Annotated in this window: 24 protein-coding genes; 17 read left to right on the forward strand and 7 right to left on the reverse strand. The window is 36.8% G+C overall.

Going from position 1 to position 26,193, the window contains the following annotated elements; genetic code table 11:
- The first annotated feature begins 42 nt into the window (after nt 1-42).
- Nucleotides 43-897 (forward strand): AraC family transcriptional regulator, encoded by an 855-nt coding sequence (locus ACP3T3_RS04200; protein WP_426478674.1) that lies wholly within the window; start codon nt 43-45, stop codon nt 895-897.
- Between the two features lie 51 nt (nt 898-948).
- On the forward strand, nt 949-1,410 hold the full coding sequence (locus ACP3T3_RS04205; protein WP_426478675.1) for an NUDIX hydrolase: 462 nt from the start codon (nt 949-951) through the stop codon (nt 1,408-1,410).
- 302 nt (nt 1,411-1,712) lie between these two features.
- Here ACP3T3_RS04205 and ACP3T3_RS04210 read toward each other — a convergent pair whose 3' ends face one another.
- Nucleotides 1,713-2,204, reverse strand: a complete 492-nt coding sequence (locus tag ACP3T3_RS04210; protein WP_426478676.1) for a hypothetical protein — start codon at nt 2,202-2,204, stop codon at nt 1,713-1,715.
- Between the two features lie 377 nt (nt 2,205-2,581).
- Between ACP3T3_RS04210 and ACP3T3_RS04215 the strand changes: the two genes are divergently transcribed.
- The gene (locus tag ACP3T3_RS04215; protein WP_426478677.1) at nt 2,582-3,067 is read left to right on the forward strand and encodes a hypothetical protein; all 486 of its coding nucleotides are present in this window, start codon (nt 2,582-2,584) and stop codon (nt 3,065-3,067) included.
- A gap of 58 nt (nt 3,068-3,125) precedes the next feature.
- On the opposite strand, the gene ACP3T3_RS04220 is transcribed toward ACP3T3_RS04215, so the two are convergent.
- Nucleotides 3,126-3,515 carry a Fur family transcriptional regulator gene (locus tag ACP3T3_RS04220; RefSeq protein WP_034697950.1) on the reverse strand — a complete coding sequence of 130 codons (390 nt, stop codon included), beginning with the start codon at nt 3,513-3,515 and terminating at the stop codon, nt 3,126-3,128.
- An 86-nt stretch (nt 3,516-3,601) separates the two neighbouring features.
- Here ACP3T3_RS04220 and ACP3T3_RS04225 point away from each other — a divergent pair, with 86 nt between their 5' ends.
- From ACP3T3_RS04225 to ACP3T3_RS04235, 3 genes are all read left to right on the forward strand, one after another.
- On the forward strand, nt 3,602-3,940 hold the full coding sequence (locus tag ACP3T3_RS04225) for a MerC domain-containing protein (RefSeq protein WP_426478678.1): 339 nt from the start codon (nt 3,602-3,604) through the stop codon (nt 3,938-3,940).
- A 2-nt stretch (nt 3,941-3,942) separates the two neighbouring features.
- The gene (locus tag ACP3T3_RS04230; RefSeq protein WP_426478679.1) at nt 3,943-5,145 is read left to right on the forward strand and encodes a GTP-binding protein; all 1,203 of its coding nucleotides are present in this window, start codon (nt 3,943-3,945) and stop codon (nt 5,143-5,145) included.
- A gap of 76 nt (nt 5,146-5,221) precedes the next feature.
- Nucleotides 5,222-6,619 (forward strand): alkaline phosphatase, encoded by a 1,398-nt coding sequence (locus ACP3T3_RS04235; protein ID WP_426478680.1) that lies wholly within the window; start codon nt 5,222-5,224, stop codon nt 6,617-6,619.
- Between the two features lie 81 nt (nt 6,620-6,700).
- On the opposite strand, the gene ACP3T3_RS04240 is transcribed toward ACP3T3_RS04235, so the two are convergent.
- Nucleotides 6,701-7,522 (reverse strand): anti-sigma factor, encoded by an 822-nt coding sequence (locus ACP3T3_RS04240; protein WP_426478681.1) that lies wholly within the window; start codon nt 7,520-7,522, stop codon nt 6,701-6,703.
- 1 nt (nt 7,523) lies between these two features.
- Entirely contained in the window at nt 7,524-8,093 is a 570-nt protein-coding gene (locus ACP3T3_RS04245) for an RNA polymerase sigma factor (protein WP_426478682.1), read from the reverse strand.
- Between the two features lie 316 nt (nt 8,094-8,409).
- Here ACP3T3_RS04245 and ACP3T3_RS04250 point away from each other — a divergent pair, with 316 nt between their 5' ends.
- The 5 genes from ACP3T3_RS04250 to xth all read left to right on the forward strand — a co-directional run bounded on the left by ACP3T3_RS04250 (nt 8,410) and on the right by xth (nt 16,254).
- Entirely contained in the window at nt 8,410-8,979 is a 570-nt protein-coding gene (locus tag ACP3T3_RS04250; RefSeq protein ID WP_426478683.1) for a fasciclin domain-containing protein, read from the forward strand.
- A gap of 80 nt (nt 8,980-9,059) precedes the next feature.
- Entirely contained in the window at nt 9,060-9,770 is a 711-nt protein-coding gene (locus ACP3T3_RS04255; RefSeq protein WP_426478684.1) for a ferritin-like domain-containing protein, read from the forward strand.
- Between the two features lie 24 nt (nt 9,771-9,794).
- Nucleotides 9,795-10,610 carry a ferritin-like domain-containing protein gene (locus tag ACP3T3_RS04260; protein WP_426478685.1) on the forward strand — a complete coding sequence of 272 codons (816 nt, stop codon included), beginning with the start codon at nt 9,795-9,797 and terminating at the stop codon, nt 10,608-10,610.
- A 403-nt stretch (nt 10,611-11,013) separates the two neighbouring features.
- Nucleotides 11,014-14,922, forward strand: coding sequence for a response regulator (locus ACP3T3_RS04265; RefSeq protein ID WP_426478686.1), 3,909 nt, complete (start codon nt 11,014-11,016; stop codon nt 14,920-14,922).
- Nucleotides 14,923-15,474: 552 nt separating this feature from the next.
- Nucleotides 15,475-16,254 (forward strand): exodeoxyribonuclease III, encoded by a 780-nt coding sequence (xth, locus tag ACP3T3_RS04270; protein WP_426478687.1) that lies wholly within the window; start codon nt 15,475-15,477, stop codon nt 16,252-16,254.
- Nucleotides 16,255-16,318: 64 nt separating this feature from the next.
- On the opposite strand, the gene ACP3T3_RS04275 is transcribed toward xth, so the two are convergent.
- On the reverse strand, nt 16,319-17,107 hold the full coding sequence (locus tag ACP3T3_RS04275; RefSeq protein WP_426479941.1) for an XRE family transcriptional regulator: 789 nt from the start codon (nt 17,105-17,107) through the stop codon (nt 16,319-16,321).
- A 426-nt stretch (nt 17,108-17,533) separates the two neighbouring features.
- Between ACP3T3_RS04275 and ACP3T3_RS04280 the strand changes: the two genes are divergently transcribed.
- The 3 genes from ACP3T3_RS04280 (at nt 17,534) to ACP3T3_RS04290 (ending at nt 21,079) form a co-directional block, all read left to right on the forward strand.
- A complete protein-coding gene (locus ACP3T3_RS04280) occupies nt 17,534-17,818 on the forward strand; it encodes a bacteriocin-like protein (protein WP_002979306.1) in 285 nt (94 codons plus the stop codon).
- A gap of 499 nt (nt 17,819-18,317) precedes the next feature.
- Nucleotides 18,318-19,811, forward strand: a complete 1,494-nt coding sequence (locus ACP3T3_RS04285) for a BspA family leucine-rich repeat surface protein (protein ID WP_426478688.1) — start codon at nt 18,318-18,320, stop codon at nt 19,809-19,811.
- Nucleotides 19,812-20,125: 314 nt separating this feature from the next.
- Nucleotides 20,126-21,079, forward strand: coding sequence for a DUF6624 domain-containing protein (locus tag ACP3T3_RS04290; RefSeq protein WP_426478689.1), 954 nt, complete (start codon nt 20,126-20,128; stop codon nt 21,077-21,079).
- Nucleotides 21,080-21,850: 771 nt separating this feature from the next.
- On the opposite strand, the gene ACP3T3_RS04295 is transcribed toward ACP3T3_RS04290, so the two are convergent.
- A complete protein-coding gene (locus tag ACP3T3_RS04295) occupies nt 21,851-22,444 on the reverse strand; it encodes an SMI1/KNR4 family protein (protein WP_426478690.1) in 594 nt (197 codons plus the stop codon).
- Between the two features lie 60 nt (nt 22,445-22,504).
- On the opposite strand from ACP3T3_RS04295, the gene ACP3T3_RS04300 reads away from it, so the two are divergent.
- On the forward strand, nt 22,505-22,900 hold the full coding sequence (locus tag ACP3T3_RS04300; RefSeq protein WP_426478691.1) for a VOC family protein: 396 nt from the start codon (nt 22,505-22,507) through the stop codon (nt 22,898-22,900).
- 252 nt (nt 22,901-23,152) lie between these two features.
- Here the strand turns inward: ACP3T3_RS04300 and ACP3T3_RS04305 are convergent, their stop codons facing one another.
- Nucleotides 23,153-23,935 (reverse strand): YdcF family protein, encoded by a 783-nt coding sequence (locus ACP3T3_RS04305; RefSeq protein WP_426478692.1) that lies wholly within the window; start codon nt 23,933-23,935, stop codon nt 23,153-23,155.
- A gap of 1,171 nt (nt 23,936-25,106) precedes the next feature.
- Between ACP3T3_RS04305 and ACP3T3_RS04310 the strand changes: the two genes are divergently transcribed.
- Both ACP3T3_RS04310 and ACP3T3_RS04315 read left to right on the forward strand, forming a co-directional pair.
- Nucleotides 25,107-25,454 carry a class I SAM-dependent methyltransferase gene (locus ACP3T3_RS04310; protein ID WP_426479942.1) on the forward strand — a complete coding sequence of 116 codons (348 nt, stop codon included), beginning with the start codon at nt 25,107-25,109 and terminating at the stop codon, nt 25,452-25,454.
- Between the two features lie 291 nt (nt 25,455-25,745).
- Nucleotides 25,746-26,075, forward strand: coding sequence for an ArsR/SmtB family transcription factor (locus ACP3T3_RS04315; RefSeq protein WP_426478693.1), 330 nt, complete (start codon nt 25,746-25,748; stop codon nt 26,073-26,075).
- Nucleotides 26,076-26,193 lie beyond the last annotated feature (118 nt).

A 26,193-nucleotide genomic window follows, 5' to 3' on the forward strand; every position in this document is an offset into this window, starting at 1 on the left:
ATTGTAAAAATTAATGGTAAATTTGTAAATATCCATCTTTCTATGAAACGCATCGTTAACTTCAATTCTTTCAATGTTTTCAGTATTGAAAAAGAAACCTGGGATGTTGAATATCACAACCATAATTTTTATGAGCTGATTATCGTAGAGCAAGGAAAGGGATTTCATCACCTCAACAATATTACTTTTCCCTACAAAAAAGGAGATGTATTCCTTCTGCGGCCTAGTGATGGCCATGAATTTTCGATCCAAAGTAAAACACGGTTCATCTATATAAAATTTACAGAACAATATATCTGGGAAAACCTGCTGTCCAATAAAAAAAATGAACTTAAAAAGGTTGTACAGCTTCTTATGGAAGACCATTCTTTTGTGTATGAATCGGTAATTAAGAGTAAAACGGATAGAGTGCATCTGCTGCAACTTGCCCGAATTCTCCTGCATGAGTTCAGCCATAAAAACCCCTATAATAAAGACATCACTACAGATCTTTTTTCAGGTATCATCACCATTCTGATCCGAAATACGATGAGTAATATTACCGCCAAAAACTGGATTACCCAAAATCTGAGCAGGATTGAAAAGATATTGTACTATATCAACGTCAATGCCTTAGATGCTGATAAAATGAAAATTGAAAACATGGCTGAAGAGTTTATGCTTTCTCCTAATTATATCAGTATTTATATCAAAAAGCAGACGGGTTTCTCTATACAGCAGCATATTATGCAGCATAAAATAAAAACTGCGGAAAAACTCCTGCTTCAGAGTCATTATAATATCAGTGAAGTTGCAGATAAACTGGGTTTCAATGATGCCAGCCATTTCAATAAGATATTTAAGGCTTATAAAGAAATGTCTCCCTCTGAGTTTAAAAAGAAGGGACTATCTCACTGATGAGACGGTTTATATATTTTTCATAACTTTAATAATCAAATCTTTATATCCATGAAAACAAGTGCCGGGATTTTGCTCTTTAAAAAAGAAAAAGACAGTCTGTATTACTTTTTGGTTCATCCCGGCGGTCCCTTCTGGAAAAATAAAGACCTGGGAGCATGGTCTGTTCCCAAAGGAGAGATTCTTCCTGATGAAGATCCGCTGAAACGTGCATTGACGGAATTTAAAGAAGAAACTGGTAAAACGATAGAAGGAAAATTCATCGAATTATCACCCATTAAACAAAAAGGAGGAAAAACCGTTTATGCCTGGGCCCTGGAAGGGGATATTGAGACATCAGACCTTTACAGCAATACTTTTCCATTAGAATGGCCTCCAAAATCCGGAAAAATACTGCAAGTTCCGGAAGTAGACCGGTGGGAATGGTTTCCTTCAGAAGAAGCAATGCAGCGGATTAATACAGCACAGAAAGATTTCATAACAGAACTTGAAATTATAGTAAAAAATCAATAACACTTTAAAACAAAAGCCATGAAAAGATTAAACAGAAAAACATTGTCGGAGAAATCGGTATAGAACTGAATCTACCTCTTCCTGTAGGCATCTGCCTTGGAAATCTACTCTCTTTATGCCCTCCTCATTCTCATTGCCGGGCAGATGAAAAATGCTATCCTGATGCTGCCGGTCCCTGCATCAACGGGATGTGTCCTTCAGGCTATCACTGCTATTCTGGAGAATGTGTACGATAAAATATAATATCAAACAAAAAACGTTTATCGGCCGATAAACGTTTTTTATGATAAGGATCAAAATTTTCACCTTTTGATTCCAATTGCTTTTAAGGCACTGGATGTTAGAAATATATCATCAAAAACGGTAAGCGACTCCACATCATTAAACCCTGAAGGAATCAGATCATTTTTATTGAATGACAGCTCTATAGAAGGATCGTAGGAAGCTATGATACGAACTTTTGAATACCCGTTATAATCTACTTTAAAACCTTCAAACATACAGTTCTGCTCTGCCTTCTGGTATTCGGCATATTCTTCAAATCCTGCAATATCCGTTCTTTTCCCGTCATTATGATCAAGAGACTTCCATTCCGTATAATTTTTGGGTTCTTTCAGAATATTCCCTTTGCGGTCTACGGGAACAAACATTCCAAGGGTTAAACGCTTCTTTAAGAAATTGGCATAATTATTCATCAGATTCAGAATCTGAAGATCGGCATATCCTTCGTGTGAATAATACTCCAGTACGAAGGTTGTCATCGGAATCAGCTTATGAGAAGCATCAGTCGGCATAATTAGTCTTTACTTTTTTGGCCGATAAAAATAGTATTTTTATTTACGCTACCCAACGGGGACAGGTGAATAGGATGGAATTTATACCGATTCTGAATAACAATAATTCGAGGAAAACCCTCAGTTTTTCAGTATTTTTGAAGGAAATATACTGCAACAGTAACGCATATACCAGAAAGAAACACGAAATTTTCTATATCAATTAATATTCAATAGTAACGGCTTTAGCCCGTTTTAATAATAAAAATGAAATCCATTGGGCTTTAGCTAAAACTTAAAATTGTTAAAATAGGCTTTTCAAATCCGGATTTATTTTCCTTCAATAGTGATTAAATTTGAAAGGTGTATCTTTACAACACCAATCAAAATATTATTATATGTCATTTATCACACCCGAAGGAGCCAGGAAGGCTCAGCTATCCCGATCTGAAAGGGCACCTGTTGCGCTTGCTCTTCTTTCAGGAGCAGAAAATATTTCGAAATACAACAGTGGAGTATGCCATGATGCTGTAGCATATGCGTTATACATGCGTGGTGCCTCCATAAGTCCTTTTCAGCTGGCAGAATCAGCCGGACAAAAATGGTTAACTGTATTCAATTATCCGGCAGGAGAGAAATGGGATGGATATTCACCAATCCCGGCAGGAAAAGCAATCGGCTTCTACAGATTGATCGATAAAAGCTGGTTTCATTCAGCAGTTACTACTGGAAAAGGAAATGAAATCCGGTCAGTGAATGGATTTTCATTAGGATCTGCATGGTCTGTACCTGTAGATATGAAATGGGTATTAGGCAAAAAAAATTCTGACGGCACCTTCAATTATGATGGAACCAAAATAGAAGTTTATATCTCTTCCTTATAATACCCGTAAAAAGGGGAAAAGGCAGATGAGCACACTCGCTTTTCTGCCTTTTTGTATTTTATGCATCAGCACATTTCGGGCATATCCCGCTGATGATAAAATTGTATTCCTGTGCAATAAAATGCTCCGGTAAACTGATTTCCGGAATTGCGTTTTCAATACACGTTACAGAATGACATTCTTTACAATTGAAATGAACATGATTGTGAAAATGCTGTTCATGCGTACATTTTCCGCTGCACTTTGCAAAATTCACCACTCCGTCAATATTAACGATCTTGTGTATGGCTCCTTCGTTTTCAAGCCTTTCCAGTACCCTGTAAATGGTTACTCTGTTGCATAGATCGCCCAGTTTTTTCTGAATATCAGAATGGGTGAGGGCTATATCTGATCCATTAATAAGGTTTAAAATTTCAGTTTTGGCATGGGTATTTCTGACCTGTTTCATATTTTAATGCAATAAAGTTGCGTTATTTAATTTTTTATTTCTACTTTTGCAACAAAGTTACAATAAGAAAATTAATCCATACTATTATGAAATCAAAAATTCTTGATGCTGTAGGAATCTCCGCTGCTGTTTTATGCCTGATTCATTGTATTGTCTTTCCATTATTACTGATTGTTCCATTGGGAATAGCCCATGATCCTTATATCGATCTGGCATTTCTTTGTATGGGTGCCATTGTTGTGTTCAGGGTAACAAAGAAAATGGAAAACCGCCGGTTAAAGCTTTTGTTCTGGATATCTGTTTCGCTCATTTTTATTTCTGTGCTCACAGATCTGCTATTTGAAATTCATAGTCCTCTGATCTATTTAGGAGCTGCAGGTTTGATTACAGGCCATATCATCAATTTTAAAAATCATAAACACTAAAAATGACAAAAAAACTTCCTGTAACGGTACTCAGCGGCTTCCTGGGAGCTGGAAAAACCACACTCCTGAATCACATTCTCCATAATAAGCAGGGCTTAAAAGTAGCTGTCATAGTGAATGACATGAGTGAAATCAATATTGATGCCCGTCTCGTTGAAAATCAAAATACGCTTTCAAGAACAGAAGAAAAGCTGGTAGAAATGAGTAACGGATGTATCTGCTGTACGCTTCGTGAAGATCTGATGACGGAAGTAGAACGTCTTGCCGGCGAAAACCGTTTTGATTACCTCCTTATTGAAAGCACAGGAATCAGCGAGCCTATTCCTGTTGCCCAAACCTTCACATATATTGACGAAGAAAGCGGAATTGATCTTTCCCGTTTCAGTTATGTAGATACAATGGTAACAGTGGTGGACTGTTTCAATTTTATTAAAGATTTCGATTCCGGTGAATTGCTGATGGACCGTGATCTTACCGATATGGAGGGCGATAACAGAACGATTGTCAATCTTCTGACCGATCAGATTGAATTTGCCAATGTCATTATTTTAAACAAAACAGATCTGGTAGATGCTGATACCCTCGGGTTTTTAACAGCCGCTATTAAGAGATTGAATCCTGATGCTGTTCTTCTTCATTCAGAGTTTGGAAAAATTGATCCTAAGCAAATCTTACATACCCGTCTTTTTGATTTCGATAAAGCGCAGGCATCCGCAGGCTGGCAGAAAGAATTACAATCGGAACACCACACTCCCGAAACTGAAGAGTATGGAATAAGCTCACTGGTATTCAGAAACCGGAAACCCTTTCACCCTGTAAGATTATGGGAATATCTGAACCATCATTATCCGGAAGGGACAATCAGAGCAAAAGGCTTGTTCTGGCTGGCTTCAAGACCTAATGATGCCCTTAATTTCTCTCAGGCCGGAGGCTCTTTCCGTCTGGAAAAAGCTGGAGTATGGTGGTGCAGCATGCCCATGAATCACAGGGTACAGTATTCCTCATTTGCAGAAAATCAGGAATTGATAGAAAACAGATGGGATAAAAACTGGGGTGACAGAATTAACGAGCTTGTGTTCATTGGCCAGAATCTGGATAAAGAGCAAATGCTATCTGATCTTCACCATTGTCTTATCAATGACCGTGAAAAAGAACTGTTTGATAAAAAACAAAGCTTTGAAGATCCTTTCCCACAGGATATTTAAAATTAACTTTTAATTAATGCAACAAAGTTTCGATAAATAATTAAATATAATAACTTTCAGCATTATTCAAAAAAATATGGACAGAAGAAAATTTCTAAAAGGTTCTGCAATGCTCTCAGGATTATTGACCTTATCACCGTCTGATCTCTGGAGCTTCGGGAAAAATATTGAAAAAACAGGCGTACAAAAAGCAAAGAACATCATTTTTATGGTAAGTGACGGAATGAGTCTCGGAACGCTTTCAATGGCAGACCTTTATTCACGAAATATTTCAGGAAGGGGAAGTAACTGGTTCAATTTATATCATGAGAGAAAAGTGACCCGTGCTCTGATGGATACCGCCTCAGCAAGTTCTATTGTAACCGATTCTGCGGCAGCCAGCTCAGCATTCGGAGGAGGAATAAGAGTAAAAAACGGAACCCTGAATATTGGAGCCAACGGTGAGAAGCATCTTCCCATATGGCAGCAGTATAAAAAAGCGGGCAAGAAAGCAGGCTGCGTCACAACAGTGACTATTACCCATGCTACCCCGGCAGGTTTCTGTATCAATTCTTCCAGAAGAAATGCAGAACCTCAAATTGCTGAAATGTATGCCGAACTCGAACTGGATGTGCTGCTGGGCGGAGGAGACGAGTTTTTCAACCCCGCTAAAAGAGAAGATAAAAAAGACCTCTATTCTGTTTACAGAAAAAAGGGATACCGGATTCTGAAAACAGAAAACGATCTGAAAGAAATCAAAAAAGACGAGAAGCTGTTAGGAATATTCAGCACAGGGGCACTGCCTTACAGCATTGACAGAGCACATCTCCCGGAATACAAAAATACACCGGCTCTTGCCGAAATGACAAAGACAGCCATCAATCAGATGAAAGACCATCCCAATGGTTTTGTACTTCAGATAGAGGCCGGAAAAGTAGACTGGGCTGCCCATGCCAATGATGTTGCTGCACTCATTCATGATCAGCTGGCATTTGATGAAGCGGTAAAAACCGTTATGGACTTTGCTGAAAAAGACGGAAATACTTTAGTCATTATCACTACAGACCATGGCAATGCCAATCCGGGAACGATTTACGGAACCGATGCCACAAAGAACTTTAACAGCATTTCAGAGTATCGATATACCAATGAATATATGCTGAATAAGATTCAGAACACCGATTCGGTAAAAAATATTAAAGACTGGATTTATGAGGGTAACAAAATTATTCTGAATGATGACGAAGCCAAACATCTGCTGAGCTTTTACAACGGGCTTGAGAAAGAGGAGGAAGGGCTTTACAATTATAAAAAACTGCCTTTTAAACTGTATTCAGAAATTCAGAAAAGCAGGAATTCTGTGGGATGGATCAGCATGGATCATTCTGGAGATTATGTGGAAGTAGCGGCTTATGGCCCTGGAAATGAACTTTTACAGCCATTTATTAAAAATACAGACCTGCATGATCTGATGCTGAAAGCCTGTATGATATAGACATTCATATTTTTTCATATTTAATTATTTGGGAGATTGCAAGGCGGATGATTGTGTCCGCCTTGTTTTTTTTTAGGAGATTTAAATTTCTCCCATCACAAACATATTTTCCATAGTAGGCACTTTACTGCCTCCTTCTTTTTCGAGAGTAATGGCAAAGGCCTGTGCTTTCGGGATATTTGCCAAAGCAATTCTGCTGTCTTTATCTTCTGTATACATTCCTGCATTTACCGGCTTACCCTCTTCAATAGCCCAAAGCTGATACTGCATTCCTGCAGGAGCTTTAGGGAGCTTTTCAGCATTCAGATAGACTTCTTTTGATTTTTTGTCCCAAAAAACCATTGCTTTTGCATCGGCATGTTTTTCTACCCCTTTCAGCATCACCATCTGCATATCAGGATTGGAAAACATATCAAGCTTCCTGTTCATTCTTTGCATTGCCTGTTGCCGGGCCTGTCTTTCTGCAGACAGCAAAGCGATTTCTTTTTGATTGGCAGACTGCGTATTCATCCAGTACACATTACCGGCTACACTTACCAGAAACAGTACAGAGGCCGCTACAGCATAAGTCTTCCATGGAGATTTACGCGGGCTATAATCCTGGTCTCTGTTTTCTTTGTAATCTTTTACTTCAGGAAGGTCTGCTGAAAGAGCAGGAGTGATTTCTTCAACCATTTGTTCCTGCTGAATTTTATTCCAGATCTTAGATTTCAAATCACCTGGAGGAGTTACAGCCTGTAGTGTAGCAAGATGTTCCAATGTTTTCTGTGCTTCTTCAAAAGCTGCTTTTACTTCAGCATTGTTCTTCATCACACACTCCAAAATCCCTGCTTCCTCAGGAGAAGCATGGCCAAGAATATAAGATTCTATAATTCCGGATGATATGTATTCTTTAGTGTTCAATTTATTGATAATCTTTTAGCAAATCTTTTAATTTCATCAGTGCATTTCGCATTTTTGTTTTTACCGTTCCCAGCGGTATCTTCAGTTTTTCGGATATTTCATGTTGAGTATATCCCTGATAATAAGCGAGATTTATAAGCTCCTGCTTGTCTGCTTCCAGGCCTTCAAGCACATTATTAAATCCGATATAATCGGAAGAATTATTAGTCGTTGAAAGTTCTGTAGTGTTATATACGAAATCCGGAAGTGATTGGTTTTTAAGCTCATTCTGGAATCCTTTAGACTTTAAATAATCAATTGCCGTATTCCTTGCAATATTGATCATCCAGGTATAAAACCGCCCTTTGGAAGCATCATACTGCTGAATAGAGTTCCATATTTTAACAAAAACATCCTGAATAACTTCTTCGGTATATTCTTTAGATTGAACGATCCGGAGAATAATTCCATACAACGCACCTGAATAGTGGTCATACAGATAATGAAAACCAGTTTCGTTTTTTTCTTTTAATAAAACGATAAGTTCCTCTTCCGAATAGGTTGTTTTAATAGCGTTTATTTTTCTTTTCAAATGTAATAAAATAAAACATATGGTCAAGAAAATCCAAAACATCTTTTATTTCGTACACTATTTTAAATAAATCATTGAAAAATATACAATACAAAGAATTTCATTTAAAAGGCAGTAGAATAATGATAGAAAACAGATCTGCAGCCATACGGAAAACGGCAATTATAATTTCTGCAACATCTTTAATTAAAAATAATAACCTGAAAACCAACAACTTAAAATAAATTTCATTTTTTTTCAATCTAAAATAAAACCAACCTCGTAAATGACATTAAAAGCACAATTAAATATAATTAATAATAAAAAAACAAACACAATGAACACACAGTCAAAAATCACAGTTTTAGCAATGGTAGCTTTATCATTTGCTTTCAGCGGGAAGGTAACTGCACAAATGATGAAAGAAAAAACAGTAATGGTAGGAGGTGCTCCAATGTATCCTTCCAAGAACATTATTGAAAACGCAGTCAATTCCAAGGACCACAAAACCCTTGTCGCTGCCGTAAAAGCTGCCGGCCTGGTAGAAACATTGCAGGGAGCTGGACCCTTTACCGTATTGGCTCCTACAGACACTGCCTTTGCAAAACTTCCGAAAGGAACCGTAGAAAACCTTGTAAAACCGGAAAACAAAGCTATGCTTACTTCTGTCTTAACCTATCATGTCCTTCCGGGCAGATATAATGCTAAAGAAATCTGGGCCGCTGTAAAAGCAGGAAACGGAAAAAGCATGATGAAAACAGTACAGGGTGAAGACCTTACTTTCTGGACAAAAGGTAAAGATCTTTACATAAAAGATGCAAAAGGAAACAGTGCTAAGGTAACTATTGCAGATGTGAACCAATCTAACGGGGTAATTCATGTAATTGATACCGTTTTGATGCCATAACAACTTGTAAGATTTCAAACAGCATATCCGGTATGCTGTTTTTTTCTTCTCTCATTGATCCGACACTAAAAAATAATAATATGAAAAAAACAATTCAGGTTTCTAATCAAGGCGCTACTCTTGATACCAGCAGAAGAAACTTTTTAAAATTAAGCGGAGTAGGATTAGCCATTGCAGGGCTTACCATCATCGGCTGCGATGATAATGAGGATTTTCAGATCATGGAAGAATCCAGGTATGACCTCGGAACAGGAGATGTAGGCGTATTAAATTATGCCTACGCACTGGAACAGCTTGAAGCAGACTTCTATACAAAGGTGGTCAATAATTTTTATACGGGAATTTCCAGTATTGAAAAAGAGGTTTTTACAGATCTTTATCATCATGAGGTAATTCACCGGGACTTTTTCAAAGCAGCCATTAGCGGTGCTACAGATCACGTGCTTCCTAAACTAGAATTCCAGTATCCGAATGTGAATTTTAATGACAGAAACTCTGTATTGGCTACAGCAAAAGCATTAGAGGACACCGGCGTAGCCGCTTACAACGGCGCAGGAAAATACATTTCCAATCCAGCCTATCTTGTGATTGCCGGTAAAATAGTTTCAGTGGAAGCAAGACATGCTTCTGCCATCAGAAATTTAATTAATCCCGGATCTGGAGACTTTTCGGGGGATGACGTAATAGATGCCAACGGACTCGATCTCGCCAAAGAGCCCAAAGATATTGTAATGGCCGCCGGAGCATTTATCAAAACACCTTTTACCTGGAAAGAAAGAGGAATCAATTAATCATTCACCTTAAAAACTCTCATTATGAATATTCTCAGATTACTGGATAAGCTTTCGCATGATAAATTTTTTACCACAGAAGCTTCAAGACTGGAAACCATCACGAATATATCTCTATTCGGAAAAAAAGCAGCCGTAGCAGCCATACCGTTAGGATTGGGTGCAATGATGACGGCTCCTGCCAAAGCAGAAACTACAAGATCTACATTAACCGGCACTGCTTTAAAAAGTACGCTGACAGATGCTTTACAGCTGGCTTTGGTACTGGAATATCTTGAAAATGAATACTACAGCCTAGGATTGTCAACACCAGGACTTATTCCCAGTGGAGACAGAACGGTTTTTATGCAGATTTCAAAGCATGAATCTGCCCATGTAGGTTTTCTGAAAAGCACTCTTACATCTTTAGGAACAACCCCGGGCAATAAACCTACTTTTGATTTTACAGCCGGCGGTAACTTTACCCCTTTTACAGATTACAATCAGTTTCTTATCCTTGCCCAGGCGTTTGAAGACACAGGAGTAAGGGCTTACAAGGGACAGGCAGGAAATGTAATGTCCAATAAAGTGGTGCTTCAGGCGGCGTTACAGATTCATTCCGTAGAAGCCAGACATGCTTCACAGGTAAGAAGAATGAGAGCCAATAAAGGATGGATTGAGCTTGCTGATGGTGGAAGTATGCCTTCTGCAACCAATCCTGTGTATGCCGGAGAAGACAATATCAACCAGGCAGGCTACAACACAGGAGCGCTGTTTGGTGCTGCGGCAGGTTCTGCAGCTTACGACGAAATTTTAAGTGGCAGCGATGCACAGGCTATTGCTTCACTGTTTATAGTATAGTTGTGATTTAGATGATGATAAGTGGTGGGTCCATTTCCGGGTTTTCCGGGAATGGACTTTTTCTATAACTTTAATTATCGGGTAAAAAACATCAATAATGTCCATTATTCAATAGAATTCCTTCATTAAGTACCTTATAAATAATAGATAGGATACTTTTATTTTCATAATACCCCTTACTTCTTTATTTATTCAAAACTCACCAGGGTAAATCAGGAATAAGCATACATATAGCTTTATTATCAAATTTACTACAATGGAATACAAAATTATTTCGTATTTTGCTTTACTTATTAAAATAATAAATTCAATAGTATAAAAATGTTTAAAATATAAACTTTAATGCTTTGATTATCATTTTTTAATAATTAAAAAAGAAAAATCTCTAATCATTGAATAACATATGAAGAAGTACCCAATTCCTGCGAATGAAGAAAGCCGGATAAGGAAACTGGAGTTTTTTGATCTTTTAAACATGGAAAAAGATCCCCAGTTAGACATTTTTGCAGAAACAGCATGCCTGGTGACTGACTGCCCTGCAGCGCTTATTGCCATGATGGAAAGAGAAACTCAGACCATTCAAAGCTGTGTGGGATTAGCCCTGGATTTTGTAGACAGGAAAAGTACTTTATGCCAATATTCAATTGCAAGCGGAGACGTTGTAGTCATTAACGATACGTTAGCAGACGAAAGATCTTCTGACAATCCACTCATTCTTGCGGGTGGAATCCGGTTTTATGCAGGAGTACCGCTGATTGATGATGAAGGATTTGTATTAGGAACAATCTGCGTTATCGATTATAAGCCTAAAACCATTACAGACGAGCAGATATCAACCCTGAAAAAAATAGGGGAGGCTATCACAAAAGTTCTGATGGGGAAAAGAAAAAATATCCAGGCAGAATATTTTCGACAGACCTTTACAATTTCCAATAACGTGATCTGTGTTCTGGATAAGGATTTTTTACTGAAAGATGTTAACCCGGCTTTTGAGAAAACGTTCCAGCTGGATAAGTATCAGGTTCTCAATCAGAGTTTTATAGACCTGATAGGCAGCCATAATTCTCAGCTGCAATTACTTACCACAAACCTTCCCAAAACAGATGAAGAAATAATATTAACCACTTCTACAAAGATTGATGATATCCATACGATTATTGTTGAATGGAATTTAAAGCTGAACAAGAATCATTCTGAAATTTTCTGCTTCGGAATCAATATTACCCAGCGTATTGAAGAAAAGCTAAAGCTGGAAAGCTCTGAACGCCGTTTCAGAAGTTTCTTTGAAAATGCAATAGGATTGATGAGCATGCATGATATGGAAGGAAATATCATCGCCGTCAACGAAAAAGGAAGAGAAACGCTGGAATATTCTGCCGAAGAAGTGGAAAGTTTAAATTTAAAAGACCTTGTTCCTAAAAAAAACTGGCCTCTTCTTGAGCAATATCTGGAGCGGATCAACACAAGCCGGGAAGATTTCGGAACGATGGTCCTGAAAACAAAAGGAGGGGAAGAGGTGATCTGGATGTACCACAATCTTGTAGAAATTAATAAAGAAGGCAAGCCGTATGTTGTGAGTACCGCACTGAATGTTACCGACAGATTGACGTTGGAAAAAGACCTTGTTCATACCAAAAAGATGCTGGAACAAACCAGTGCTGTGGCCCAGGTGGGAGGCTGGGAAGTTAATCTGAAAAACAATACCGTAATTTGGTCACAGTCTACAAGAGAAATCCACAAAATAGATAAAAACTTCAAGCCTGATTTTGAAAATGCACTGGGCTTCTACACAGAAAAAAGCCGGGAAAGAATGGAGTTCTTATTTGAAAGAGCTGTAAAAGAAGGCATTCCGTATGACGAAGAATTACAGCTTGTACAAAATGACGGTGTCATGATCTGGGTGAGGGTAAAAGGCATACCGGAATTTGAAGGGGGAATTTGCACCAGAGTGTATGGAATTATCCAGAATATTGATACGTTCAAAAAAATATACCTTGAGCTGGCCAAAAAAGAGGCTATGCTTCAGGCTTTTGTTAAATATGTGCCTTCTACAGTCGCTATGTTTGATAAAGATCTTAATTATCTTTCTGTGAGCAGAAACTGGAAGGATGAGTTTCAGATGAATGATATCAGGCTTATCGGGGAAAATATGTTCAAAATCTCTCCCAATGTGCCGGATGAGAGATTAAAAATATACAAAGATGCGCTGGCTGGAAAAGCCTATAAAAATGAAGATATGGCTATTGAAGTTCCGGGTAAAGGGATCATTCAGCATTACAGTATAGAGGTCACCCCATGGTATCTTTCCAATAATATTATCGGCGGTATTATTGTATCTGCCCAGAATATTACCGCATCCGTAAGAATTAATAAAGAGCTGAAAAATGCCAAAAAAATGGCAGACATTGCCAGCAAGGCAAAATCTGAATTCCTGGCCAATATGAGTCATGAAATCAGAACTCCGCTGAACGGGGTCATTGGTTTTTCTGATCTCCTTTTAAAAACACCTTTGAACGAAATACAGACTCAGTATCTTAATTATATCAATGAATCTGGTGAAAACCTGCTAAGCATCATCAACGACATTCTTGATTTTTCTAAAGTAGAATCCGGAAAAATGGACCTTGTGATCGAAAAATCCAATGTATATGATATTGTCAGCCAGGTTATCAACGTGATTCTTTATCAGTCACAGAAAAAAAATATTGAATTACTCCTGAATATAGAACAGGGACTTCCTGAAACAATCTGGGTGGATGAATCAAGGTTAAAGCAGATCCTGATCAACCTTCTTGGAAATGCAGTAAAGTTTACAGAACAGGGAGAAATAGAGCTTAAAGTAGAAAAACTGAATATTGACAGCAAAAATATATCCCTGCGATTTTCCGTAAGAGATACCGGAATTGGTATTCCTAAAGAGAAGCAGCAGCATATTTTTGATGCTTTCACCCAGGAAAACAGTTCTATCAGCAAACGTTATGGAGGAACAGGCCTTGGACTTACCATTTCCAATAATATTCTGAAATACATGGGAAGCAGTCTGTCATTGACAAGCGAGCTTCAGAAAGGTTCCGTTTTCTATTTTGAAATTCAGGTTCCTTATGAAATGTCTGAAATTCATGAAAATGAAGACCTGAAAATAAACAAAGTTCTCATTGTGGATGATAATGAAGCCAACAGAATTATCATCCAGCATATGCTCGCTTATAAAAATGTGGATTCAAAACTTGCCGCCAACGGGATGGAAGCACTTCAGATACTGCTTGCAGGAGAACGTTTTGATGTCATTCTGATGGATTATCATATGCCGGTCATTTCCGGACTGGAAACCATAGAAAAAATCAGGGAACTGTTTAAGGAACAGAACGAATCATCTCCTTTGATCATCCTTCATACGTCTTCTGAAGAGCATGACGTAATCGATTCTTTCCGGCAGGAAAACAATTCATTCTTCCTGTTAAAGCCTATTAAATCAGAAGAACTGTATAAAACCCTGAGACGCGCTGTGAAAAATACAGAAAAAGAGATCACCGTAAATGTACAGCAGGAAACAGAAACCTCTGTCCTGATGCAGTCGCCCCAGGTTTTACTTGTGGATGATAACCCGGTCAATATGGTACTGAACCATAAAATGATGCGATCGCTGATTCCGGATGTACAGCTTACAGAAGCTACAGACGGTCTTCAGGCATGGGAACAGTGCAAAGAAAAAATATTCGACATTATTTTAATGGATGTTCAGATGCCGGTCATGGATGGCATTGAAGCAACAAAACAAATCCGTTTACTGCCGGAATATTCGCATGTTCCGATTATTGGTGTGACAGCAGGGAATGTACTGGGAGAGAAAGAAAAATGCCTGAACTCCGGAATGAACGATTTCCTGCCTAAGCCTTTAAGACAGGCAGATCTGTTGGAAATGCTGAAGAAATATATCCTTAATAAAAACAATATTCCTGCTGAGGATACCTTAGATACGGAAAATTACCTTGATATAAAGCTCCTGAATGAACACATGGGCGAAGATGATGAAGATTTCAGACAGGTCTTTTTAAATCTTGTAATACAGGAACTTACCCAGGCTGAAGAAAATATCAAGAAAAGCACCGCTGAAAAAGATAGTGCCAACCTGAAAATGATTCTTCACAAACTTAAAGGAACAGCAGGAACAGCAGGATTTAAAAAACTTACAGAATGTACAGCGGACTGGGAAAGTAAAACAGGACCTGATATGGATTTCACATCCATGGAACAGGAGGTTATCCGGGAGATAACGACAGGACTACAATTAATTAAAAGCCTAATACAATAAAATCCAAAATATGTTGATTCTAATCGCCGAAGACGATGGACTGATTCTAAAACGATAGAGTACAAATTATTAAAAGAAGGGCACGAAGTGATCCTTATCCGCAACGGAAAAGACGCTATTGAAACCCTGAAAAGATGGGAATGCTGTTTTTAGTGCTGTTATTGATGATTGAAATACTGGTAATTGTGTAAAGTGAAAGAAAATGCCTGCTGACAATAACTTTTCATCTGTTTCAGGCAGTCCTGTATTCAGGAATTTGTTCCTTCAGAAACTGGCAGAATCCGAGAAGAATTTTCCGGTGCTGCACAGGATAAGCTCAAAGCCTTTTTGAGGAGTATGGCTTTTGGGAAGAAGCACTGAAAAAAAATCAATCAGAAAAAGGCACATCTTGTATCACACAATATATTGAACTTTACCTCACGGCCCAGAGATTATTCATCAAAACTTATTTTTTTTAAGATTATTATTCTATAAAATATCACTTAACAGATATTTATGATGGAATAATTATTGTCGTAATTAAAAAGAATTGATTTTCTAAAAACGTGTATCATGAAAATAGCAACCTATAATGTCAACGGAGTCAACGGCCGCCTTCCAGTTTTACTGAGATGGCTCAAAGAAGCTTCACCGGATATTGTCTGCCTCCAGGAATTAAAAGCGCCTCAGGAACGTTTCCCGCTGCAAGAAATCAATGCAGCTGGATATCAGGCCATCTGGAAAGGGCAGAAAAGCTGGAACGGAGTAGCCATACTCGCAAAAAACCGGGAAATCAAAGAGGTACAAAGATCTTTACCTGGTGATACTGACGATATTCAAAGCCGTTATATAGAAGCTATTATTGATAAGATGGTAATCTGCTGCCTGTATCTTCCCAACGGAAATCCTTATCCCGGACCTAAATTTGATTATAAATTATCCTGGCTCAAACGTTTTAAAAGACGAACAAATCAGCTTATCAAAATGGAACTTCCTGCTATCCTTATTGGCGATTTTAATATTATTCCGGAACCTATTGATGTGTACAAACCCGAACGCTGGGAAAATGATGCCCTGTACAGAACAGAAGTAAGAAAAGCATTTAAAGATCTTCAGAAAAAAGGCTGGCTTGATTCTCTGCGAAGTCTTTATCCGGATGAAAAAATGTATACTTTCTGGGATTATTTATACAAAGCTTATGAAAGGAATGCCGGAATGAGGCTGGATCATATTTTATTAAGCCCATACCTGCAGTCCCGCTTGCAGGCCGGAGGAGTAGACAACCATGTACGCGGCTGGGAAAAGAGCAGCGATCACGCTCCCGTATGGATTGAACTTTCTGACGATATGTAACTATAAAAGTTGTATTATACTATACTCCCCCTTGAGAATCAGGAGTATAGTATATAATTAATAATTAAGATGGCTTACGGCGACGGCCTGAAACCTTTTTATCAAGTTCCCTGATGTCCTGTCTCAGTTCGCGGAACATTTCTTTAAAATTGTAGCTCTCATAATCACCCGGTTCAAAATCTTCCGGGAAAATTCCTGAAGCATACTGCCAGATTTCCACCACTTCTTCAAAAGGTATGTCGTAGGGCTCATAAAATGAGTTGTCGGCGCTTACACAGATCGCATTTTCTTTTCTTTCTTTGAAACGCTTGTAAGTGATTCCATCATTTAAAGTCACAAAAACATAGGTTTTCCCCTGTTTCAGTTCATTGATCCCTTCTACATATTTTCCAACAATATAAGAGCCGTTTCTGAAAGGAGGCATAGAATCCCCGTCTGCCGGAAAAGCCCTATATTTCCCATTAGTAAGGAAGGGAAGAGCAATACGCTGAAGACTTTCGATGTATTCTATATCACTATAACCCTCCAGATATCCCATTGATGCCTTCTGAGGAATAATTTCGATGGTATCATTTCCATGATTATCTACCGCTACCGGAAGAACGATTCTGTTGTCCGGAAGTTTCAGCATATCATCCATCGGATGCTTTTCAATATCCACAGACAACATAAGATCAATGCTTACATGGAAATATTTGGAGATTTTTACAAGCAGCTCAATAGGGGGTTCAGATATTCCGTTTTCATATTTTGAATACCGGACTCTGGAAATCATTAACTCATCGGCTACATTCTGTTGGGAGAGCTTTCTTCTGGCTCTTAAAAAACGTATATTATTTGAAAAAACTGACATTGATAAAAGTATGTCAGCAAAAATACAAAATTTGATCCCGTTATCAATGATGAGATTAGGTTTTAAGCCAATTCTATTGATCTTTTTCATTCTTTATTCAAAACCGGACAATAGCGGGCGTTTCAGATGGGGCACTTTTTTACTTCATGATCTCATTCCGCGCGCCTGTCATCTATTGAAAAATAATTAGCAATAAACATCATTTAATACAAAAATAATAACTCTAAATTTCATAAATTGAATTATTATTTTTAACATTTAGTAAATCAATCACATATAAGTGAAAACTATATATTCATTAAAATACATTTATATTAATGAAATATTAAGCAATAAAAACAAATAATTAATTTATTGAAAATATTTTGCAATTGTAATATTATTATTCATATATTCGTGATGTAATAATCATATAAAATTATAGTTATGAAAAACTTAAAAAAATTAGACAGAAACGAATTAAAAGCTATTTCAGGTAATGGATTATTAGATCCGATTGGTGGACTTCTGGGTGGACTGGGAGGTGTTGTTGGCGGAGTAGTAGGCGGTGTAGGTACTATCGTTGGTGGTGTAGTTACTGGTGTAGGATCTACAGTAGGTGGAGTAGTTGGCGGTGTAAGCACTGTTGTAACGAATGCTTTATGCCAAACACAATGTGTTGTTAATGGTGTAATCCACATCAAATTACTTGAGTGCGGTTCTACTTGCTAATCAGTAAACATTGACATTAAAAATTATACCGTTCTTTTCAGAGCGGTTTTTTTATGTTCCTATAGAAAACAAAAAAACTCATATATGGTATAGGTGCCCTGGAATATTATATTATTGGAAATAATCTGCTGATGCTGAGGCAAGCTTCAGAACTTGCAGTTAAAATTCCTCAGTCCGCTTCCCGGCATTACTATTTCAGCCGGTGTAAAAATAACAATATAAACCAATCTATTTTCTGCAGTTACTTAATAGCTGCAGATTTTTTAGGTTATCCATTCAAAACCAGCTTTAGAATGCAGACTATTTCCGGTGGTTTTTACCCTGCTTATTTATACAAAAATTAATCAAAAAAAAGGGAAAAAAAAGAAGGAAAAACTTTTAATACGACGAGTTTTGTCGCTGTGCGCCAGTACCTTTGTGTCAGAGATAAGATAAAGAATCCCGGGAAATTAATTGTCTTACTAAACCAAATTTTAACCTTAAATAATTCTTTTAAATTATGTGTAAAAAACAACTAATAATCATTTTTCTTCTTTTATTTTGCATTTCCTTTGCGCAGAATGAATTTACTACTATCTGGAAACCCAATGCAAACGGCATTATCGATCATTCCATAAGGTTCGGCGGTACAGGAACCGATTACACCATTTACTGGCAAGAAGTGGGATATCCTGAGCATAACGGGATGTTTGATTATGTAACCTCTAGCAGCAATGAGCCTTTACTCATATATTTTGGGCCATCATTCCATCCAGATCCTCTGCAGGCCACTTACGAATTGAAAGTATCCAGCGGTAATGGATTATTTTACGGGTTCAGGGCCAATACCGACATCATGCCTCCGGGTGGAAATCAGGAACTCATAGAACTTAGCCAGTGGGGAAATACGACATGGCTTCAGCAATTCGACAGAGCATTCGCCAACTGTCCCAATCTTAACGTAACAGCTGCAGATACTCCTGATATGACACAGATTACCAGTTTATCACAAATGTTCCTTAACTGTTCATCTTTGACAGGCCATACTTCATTTTCTTACTGGAATCCATTCCGTATTACGGACATGAGCGGTATGTTCAGCGGAGCGACGCTGTTTAATCAGAATATTGGAAACTGGGATACAGCAAAAGTAACCAATTTCAGCAGCATGTTTTCTTCTGCTTCTTCTTTCAATCAGGATATTTCTGCCTGGAACACGATATCCGGAACAGATTTCTCTTCCATGTTTTCCGATGCTACAGCTTTTAATCAGCCATTAAATTCATGGAATACAGAAAATGCGACTAATTTCCGCTATACATTCTATAATGCGGCAGCATTTAATCAGCCTCTTGATAACTGGAATACAGGTAAAGTGACAGATTTTGAGCATATGTTTGAAAATGCAGTATCGTTCAATCAGCCCATTGGAAACTGGGATGTAAGTAAGGTTGATTATTTCGCCGGATTTAATATGTTTGCGGGTGCTTCGCATTTTGACCAGGATATTTCCGGGTGGAATATCAAGCTTCAGAACTTCAGCTGGAATTCAATCTATTTCGGATTTAAAAATGCAGGCTTATCATGTACGAATTACAGCAATTTTCTCATCGCTCTGAATAATAATCCTACATGGGCAAACTCCACAGTAACGTCAGGAACTATAGATGCAACAGGATTGGTTTATTCTACACCGCAAGCGATGCTGGCCAGAGCCCAGCTGATCAACAAAGGGTTTAATATTATCGGAGATTCCTATATTTCAGGTTGTTTTCTGTCAACAAGAGAAACGTCCCCAAAAACAAAAACTTCCGCTTATCCTAATCCAACGACAGGAGTGATCAACGTGGAATCCTCAGCAGATGAAAATGTTTATTTATATGATAATAACGGTAACCTCATTAAAAATATATTGTTTAGAAAAGGGAAAAATACCATCGATCTGACTGAATATCCTTCAGGAGACTATATCTTAAAAGGTGATACTTTTTTCAATAAAATCACCAAGCAATAGGAGAACAGCCGAAAGGTTAGCTATTTAAACCCTGCTCCAAAATCTGCGGATTTTGGAGCTTTATTAAACTAAGAAAACCAACTGCAAACTAAGGTAACAGAACTTTTTAAACTATTATTGGTTAAAAAATTCAATTTAATTTCCAAGAAAGTAGAAAATTTAGGATGAAAATTTTTTGTGATTTCTTAACAATCTCATCATCAAAATAAACTTTATATTAGTAGCATAAAATGGCTTTAAGAAAGTTGTATAACTTAATTGAGCCTGAAAACAAAACGTAACCATCTAAAATTTAACAATTAAATACAGAAAAAATGAGAAACACTATTTATGCGTTGTTATTATTATTTTTATTCACAGGTGTTAATGCTCAGGAATATTCAAAATTAATTAATGAAGCTAATAAATTATATGAAGCAAAAGATTATAAAATGTCTACTGATTTATATAGTAAAGCTTTTAAAATTGAAAGCGAAAATCCTAGTCACTTATATAATGGCGCATGCTCATCTTCTTTGGCTGGAAATACAAAACAAGCATTCAAATGGCTGAACCTATCCATAGATAAAGGCTGGACCAATCTAAAGCACTTAAAGTCTGATACAGATTTAGAAAGCTTACATTCAAAAAAAGAATGGGGGAAAACAATTGAAAAGTTAGAGAAAAAAATAGCAGTAATAGAAGCAAATTATGACAAACCATTGCAGGCTGAATTATTGGCAATTCTTGAGGAAGACCAAAAATACAGAATGCAAATGGATGAAACGCAAAAAAAATTCGGCCCGGAATCTAAAGAAATGAATGACCTTTGGAAAATAACAATGCAGAAAGACTCGCTTAACTTACTAAAAGTAAAAAAAATATTAGATGAAAAAGGCTGGGTGGGTAAAGACAAGGTGGGTGCACAAGCCAATAGTGCATTATTTCTTGTTATTCAGCATTCAGATCTGGAAACGCAGAAAAAATATTTACCCATGATGAAAGACGCTGTAACAAAAGGAAATGCAAGTCCAGGTTCTTTAGCTTTGTTAATTGACAGAATAGAAATCCGTGAAGGTAGAAAACAAATATACGGAAGCCAGATAGGAACCAATCCAAATAATAAAGCTCTATATGTTTTACCTTTAATTGATCCTGATAATGTAGATAAAAGAAGAACAGAAGTCGGCTTAGGGCCAATCTCTGACTACGTTAAAAATTGGAATTTAGTTTGGGATGTTGAAAAGTATAAAAGTGAATTACCAGAATTAGAAAAATTAAATAAATAAAAAAATCTCTGCTAGCAGCAGTTTATAAAAGTGGCGGATTAAGGCTTAATGTAAAGATTCCTTAACCCGCCATTTATTTTGCATGAGATTGATACACTTATGAGCTTATGACGGTCATAGAAAATAGAAGCTGCTCAGCAAAACCGGAAATAGAGTTTATTATTACTTGAAAAATCTGATGCAATAACCAAGAGGATAAAATAAAAAAATTCTGTAGATCTGTGATACCAAAATAATATACAATTTAACATAATATAAATTATAGGACTTTTATTATCCCGCTGAAATAGAGTATTAACCACCCCAGAATCCGTTATTTCCAATATTTCTCAGCCAAATACCCTATAACGGTTTCTAAGGACTCTCCTTTACGCATAAAACAATCCAAAAATGATCAGACATCCATAAGAATTAAAATACAGATAAATTATTTCTTTGCCTTCTACAGTTTTTTTACTTCGTATTCCTCTACAAGGCCGTACACTTGTGAATTTTCTTTAAACGGTGTGAAAATCAAACTTTGAAAAAAAAATGGTCGTGTGGAATTCATGGCCAGAAAAATAATGTTTCTTGAAAGTCAAAATAATTCGCTTTGTGATTGACTGTTTTTGTGATTGACTGTATGGAATCTTTAGTTTCCGACGAAAGAAAAATCTTCCTGTATCAATTATTGTTTGCAAGAAATTTTGTTGAGAAAATAACCCCTGTCAAGGGTCTTTAAGGGGCCTTCAATCTATAATTACAATTTGCCTCCCTTTATATTATGTTAAATTACTCAACGGAAAATTTAACAGGAAAGCCATCTTCGTATTCTACAGTGAAAAATTCATCGCTGTTTTCTGCTGAGCTTTCCCTATACAAACTGTTGATCTGTTTTAAAAAATTTTCCAGGCTGGAAGCAATTACATTCCTGTCAGAATCTCTGTTCCAGAATTCAAGAATCTGGCCTTTGTTTCCTGTAAAAGTTCCATCCAGATCATAGCAAATATAGCTTCCGCCGCCATTATGAAAAACAGGAATCCAATTACGGTTCCACCAGTTTTCAATGTCAAAATCTGTCCCAATCATTGATGTAAATTCCTGGGCAGTATCAAGCGCTTCCTCCAAAGGAATAAATGTAGAATTGTTTACAAATGCTTCATAACAACAACTCTCCTGTCCATTCTTCCAAAAATAGAATGCTTTCAAATCCCGAGGAAGCCGGATATTATATTTTTCTTCCAGTTGCCGGATACTCTTTTCTTCCGGTGAATGCTGTAAACTGTTATAAAAGTCAGCCCTTACTCTCTTAATATTTGAATCTAATTCCTGAAGTGTATTTTCCATAATGTTCATCTGCCCCTTAAAAATACGAAATCTTGCCACATGACAGTTTTTATTCCGTAAAAACAAAATACCTTTATCCTAACCAAAAAATAAAATAGTATGAAACCTAAAATGATCTGGGCCAATCTGGCCGTAGCCGACCTTGAACGTACACAAAAATTCTATACTGAGCTGGGTTTCAGACCCAATAATCCACATACTTCCAATGAACTGGTGAGTTTTTTTATGGCTGGAAATGAATTGATTATTCACTTTTTCTTAAAAAACGTCATTGAAAACAACCTGAAAAGCATGAAATTCGGAGATCCACAAAGCTCGAACGAAATTATATTTACCCTTTCTGCAGAAAGTAAAATCCAGGTAGATGAATGGGCTGAAGAAGTAAAAAATGCCGGAGGCGCCATTGTCTCAGCACCTGAAAGCTTTGGAGAAAATTATTATGGTTTTGTTTTTGCTGATCCTGACGGCCACAAGTTTAATGTATTTTATATGTAAGAATATAAATTTTTATCGGGATCTGATTTCAGCAGATTGAAACCATGTGAGCGGCAGATGTTTGCTGGAATTATCTGATTTATGCATGGAAGCGTTTTCGCCCATATATCTCCTCTGTCTTCAGTTAGATAGCATAGTTCCTGACTTGAAAAATACGTTTTGTTTGGGCATATTATCGCTTTTTTGTACGACAGTTTTATTTCAACCAGAAAGACAATTTAAAGCACACTTAATCTATTTATTTTAAAGTAACTATCCATTCATTCCCAAACTGTTATACAGCTGTACCTGCCATATGCCCAGAACTTCTTTAAGCATCACAAACGTAAAAGCAGCATTATAGCTGTTAGGAAATATCGTTATTTCTGTATCTATAAAATCGGATGTCTGAGGAGCAGGATTCAATCCAAATGTCTGAAACAAAGAAACAGATCTTTTCATATGAAACCCTGAAGTTACCAGGTAAATATGGGAAGGAGCCATCTGCTTTATGATTTTGCTGGAATATTTCGCATTCTCATAAGTGTTCATGCTTTTATCTTCCTTAATAATATCGGCATCTGAAACCCCCATTTTCTTAAAATTTTCACTGAATAATTCTGCTTCACTCGTATGTCCCCTTCCCTTTCCGGAAATTATTATTTTACAAGGCAGATTATTTTTCCGGTACTCATGATACAGCTGATAGGCTGTAACCAGTCTGGAATAAGACATGGTATGTAGTTTTTCAACATTATCAACATCTACAACCCCGCCGCCCAATACTACAATAACAGGATTTTGAGAAGCTGTATTCTTATTCATTGTAGTATGGACGTAACTTTTCTGCAGATACCCGGAAGTTAATTTTCCCAGAAAACCATTTCCAATCATGATAATAACCAAAACTACCAGTATACAAATTCCTGCTCTCAGATTTTTACGCTTATTTTTTCTTTTTAACAGTGCTATGATAACTACTGCAAGAAATAACAGGAAATAAGGTTCTGTAAAAAGCTGTAAAACACGAAATAAAAGGTCTAGTAAAAATTTCATCTATGATAATATTGATTAATGTAGAAACATCGGATCCTCAAAGATAAGGCAATTTCCTGAGTATAGTCTTCGACAGCAACAGCCAATTAAACATGATCAACATAATTTCGTCCAATTTATCTTTCTGTTTATACAATTATTTTATACATTTGCATCCATAAAACAACACACTTTTTAGTGTGTTATAAAAAAATAACCAATACCTACCCAAATGAAAAAGCAGAAAAATATGAACGTTTTTATGACCGTGCTCCACATATTTCTGGACAGACATTTTGTAAAGAAAAAATAAAAACTCCTACTTAAATATAAAAGGACGGTTTCAGCTTAAACAAGAAGAAAAAACATCTTTAAAACAAAGAATCAGATTGATATTGAATCTGTTCAGTATTCTATAAAAAAGAATTGTCCTATGGAAAGGGAATCAACTTAAGACCTTTCTCAGACGGATGCTTATTTAATCTTACAACAATATTTCATAACTCATATGTTTCGGCCGCCTTTGGCGGCCGAAACTATTCATACTCCATATCAGGCAAGTCCATTGGCCATCCTTTGCTGCGATAAAATATGAGCCCATTATCACTTTAAAACTTTACGCTTACATCAAAAAATAAAATGCCTTACTGGTTCAGTACCAAATCCTATTATTAAAAAATATTAAAGATTTAATCTCAATATTAATATTGCCTCAATACAATATGGTTTTTATTAAAATACATTTGTCTTGTAACTTTAATACAATCAATAACATGTCAACAGTTCTTAAAACATTTGTAGCTTATCTCAAACGACCTGCTCTTTATCCTGAACTGGGCAGAAAAATCATTAAAAATACACTAAGCAGAAGAAGTCCGTTTAAAGGAAAAGCAAAAACAAATTGCTGGGCCGCCTCCATAGCGGTTTCCCAAAAGGAAGCAGTTTCCAGGCTTTTTTCTATGGATATTGATAATTTCAGGTCTAAATATGCCGATATTCTGGAAAAAGCAACCTTAAAAGAAAAGGAATGTCCTATTACAATGGGCGGTCCTGGTGCACTGGAGCTTATTTATTATGCCTGTGAATTTACCAAAGCGCAAAATGTTCTTGAAACAGGAGTCGCTTACGGATGGTCTTCTTTAGCAATATTGCTTTCACTTCAAAAAAAAACGGTACATTGTATAGCTCAGATATGCCTTATCTTGCTCAGGACGGTGATCAGTATGTGGGCTATGTTGTACCTGAAAACCTTAAAAAATATTGGCAGCTATTTCGCTTTGCAGATAGAGAATCTTTGCCTAAAATTTTCAAACAAGTCTCCTCTTTTGATGTTTTTCACTATGATTCAGACAAAAGCTACCATGGAAGAATGTGGGCTTACCATCAGATTTATAAAAGATTGAAGCCCGGTGCAGTCTTTATCAGTGATGATATTGGTGATAATTCTGCTTATCAGGATTTTTGTGATAAATTGAATATTAAAACTACTGTTGTAGAATATAACGGAAAATACATTGGGGCTTTTATAAAAAATAAATAATCTCTCACAAATCAAGCAGATATTACAGATTATTATGCTGTTGACGAGAGCACAGTTCGTAAAAGTGTCGCCATTGCTTTAGTGTATGAATATCTAAATATATAATAAACCTGTAAAGAAAAATATTAACCCAATAGCTAAAGTTTCAACAAAAATCTGGTTCAGATTTTAATAATAATATAAACCCTTTTATTAACGAGATACAAAAGGGTTTATATTTTTTAAAATAAATTCAAAAAAATTTGCGTAGCTAAATAACTACACATATATTCGTAGTCAAATAACTACACAATGAATTTAAGAAGAGATGTATTTCAGGCGATAGCAGATCCTACGAGACGGTCTATATTGATGTTGGTGGCGGCACAGTCGATGACGGCGGGAGCTATAGCCTCAAATTTTGATACGGCAAGGCCTACCGTTTCAAAGCATCTCCATATCCTTACAGAATGTGAACTGTTAACATCTGAGCAAAACGGCAGAGAAATTATCTATCACCTAAATCCCAATAAAATGAAAGAAATAGCTGATTTTATAGAACCTTTCCGCAAAATGTGGGATGAGAAGTTCAACAAGCTGGAAAGTGTGATGAAAGCCTTCCAAAACATAAATAATAAATAATATGAGATAAAAAGATAAAAGATAAAAGATGAAAGACGAAGAGATGAGAGACAATGAATGTCAAAGTTTAAACTCTAAACCTCAATGCCAATAGCGAATTTTGCTTTGCAGGTAAATC

The organism is Chryseobacterium sp. CBSDS_008 (genome assembly GCF_049959325.1).
GTDB lineage: Bacteria > Bacteroidota > Bacteroidia > Flavobacteriales > Weeksellaceae > Chryseobacterium.

Bases quoted from the DNA above. Each gene is read 5' to 3' on its own strand.
- ACP3T3_RS04300 (WP_426478691.1), top strand. From the start codon at position 22,505: ATGAAACCTAAAATGATCTGGGCCAATCTGGCCGTAGCCGACCTTGAA.
- xth (WP_426478687.1), top strand. From the start codon at position 15,475: ATGAAAATAGCAACCTATAATGTCAACGGAGTCAACGGCCGCCTTCCA.
- ACP3T3_RS04310 (WP_426479942.1), top strand. From the start codon at position 25,107: ATGCCTTATCTTGCTCAGGACGGTGATCAGTATGTGGGCTATGTTGTA.
- ACP3T3_RS04210 (WP_426478676.1), bottom strand. From the start codon at position 2,204: ATGCCGACTGATGCTTCTCATAAGCTGATTCCGATGACAACCTTCGTA.
- ACP3T3_RS04265 (WP_426478686.1), top strand. From the start codon at position 11,014: ATGAAGAAGTACCCAATTCCTGCGAATGAAGAAAGCCGGATAAGGAAA.
- ACP3T3_RS04225 (WP_426478678.1), top strand. From the start codon at position 3,602: ATGAAATCAAAAATTCTTGATGCTGTAGGAATCTCCGCTGCTGTTTTA.
- ACP3T3_RS04285 (WP_426478688.1), top strand. From the start codon at position 18,318: ATGTGTAAAAAACAACTAATAATCATTTTTCTTCTTTTATTTTGCATT.
- ACP3T3_RS04220 (WP_034697950.1), bottom strand. From the start codon at position 3,515: ATGAAACAGGTCAGAAATACCCATGCCAAAACTGAAATTTTAAACCTT.
- ACP3T3_RS04200 (WP_426478674.1), top strand. From the start codon at position 43: ATGAAACGCATCGTTAACTTCAATTCTTTCAATGTTTTCAGTATTGAA.
- ACP3T3_RS04255 (WP_426478684.1), top strand. From the start codon at position 9,060: ATGAAAAAAACAATTCAGGTTTCTAATCAAGGCGCTACTCTTGATACC.
- ACP3T3_RS04205 (WP_426478675.1), top strand. From the start codon at position 949: ATGAAAACAAGTGCCGGGATTTTGCTCTTTAAAAAAGAAAAAGACAGT.
- ACP3T3_RS04290 (WP_426478689.1), top strand. From the start codon at position 20,126: ATGAGAAACACTATTTATGCGTTGTTATTATTATTTTTATTCACAGGT.
- ACP3T3_RS04215 (WP_426478677.1), top strand. From the start codon at position 2,582: ATGTCATTTATCACACCCGAAGGAGCCAGGAAGGCTCAGCTATCCCGA.
- ACP3T3_RS04250 (WP_426478683.1), top strand. From the start codon at position 8,410: ATGAACACACAGTCAAAAATCACAGTTTTAGCAATGGTAGCTTTATCA.
- ACP3T3_RS04230 (WP_426478679.1), top strand. From the start codon at position 3,943: ATGACAAAAAAACTTCCTGTAACGGTACTCAGCGGCTTCCTGGGAGCT.
- ACP3T3_RS04275 (WP_426479941.1), bottom strand. From the start codon at position 17,107: ATGTCAGTTTTTTCAAATAATATACGTTTTTTAAGAGCCAGAAGAAAG.
- ACP3T3_RS04235 (WP_426478680.1), top strand. From the start codon at position 5,222: ATGGACAGAAGAAAATTTCTAAAAGGTTCTGCAATGCTCTCAGGATTA.
- ACP3T3_RS04305 (WP_426478692.1), bottom strand. From the start codon at position 23,935: ATGAAATTTTTACTAGACCTTTTATTTCGTGTTTTACAGCTTTTTACA.
- ACP3T3_RS04315 (WP_426478693.1), top strand. From the start codon at position 25,746: ATGAATTTAAGAAGAGATGTATTTCAGGCGATAGCAGATCCTACGAGA.
- ACP3T3_RS04280 (WP_002979306.1), top strand. From the start codon at position 17,534: ATGAAAAACTTAAAAAAATTAGACAGAAACGAATTAAAAGCTATTTCA.
- ACP3T3_RS04260 (WP_426478685.1), top strand. From the start codon at position 9,795: ATGAATATTCTCAGATTACTGGATAAGCTTTCGCATGATAAATTTTTT.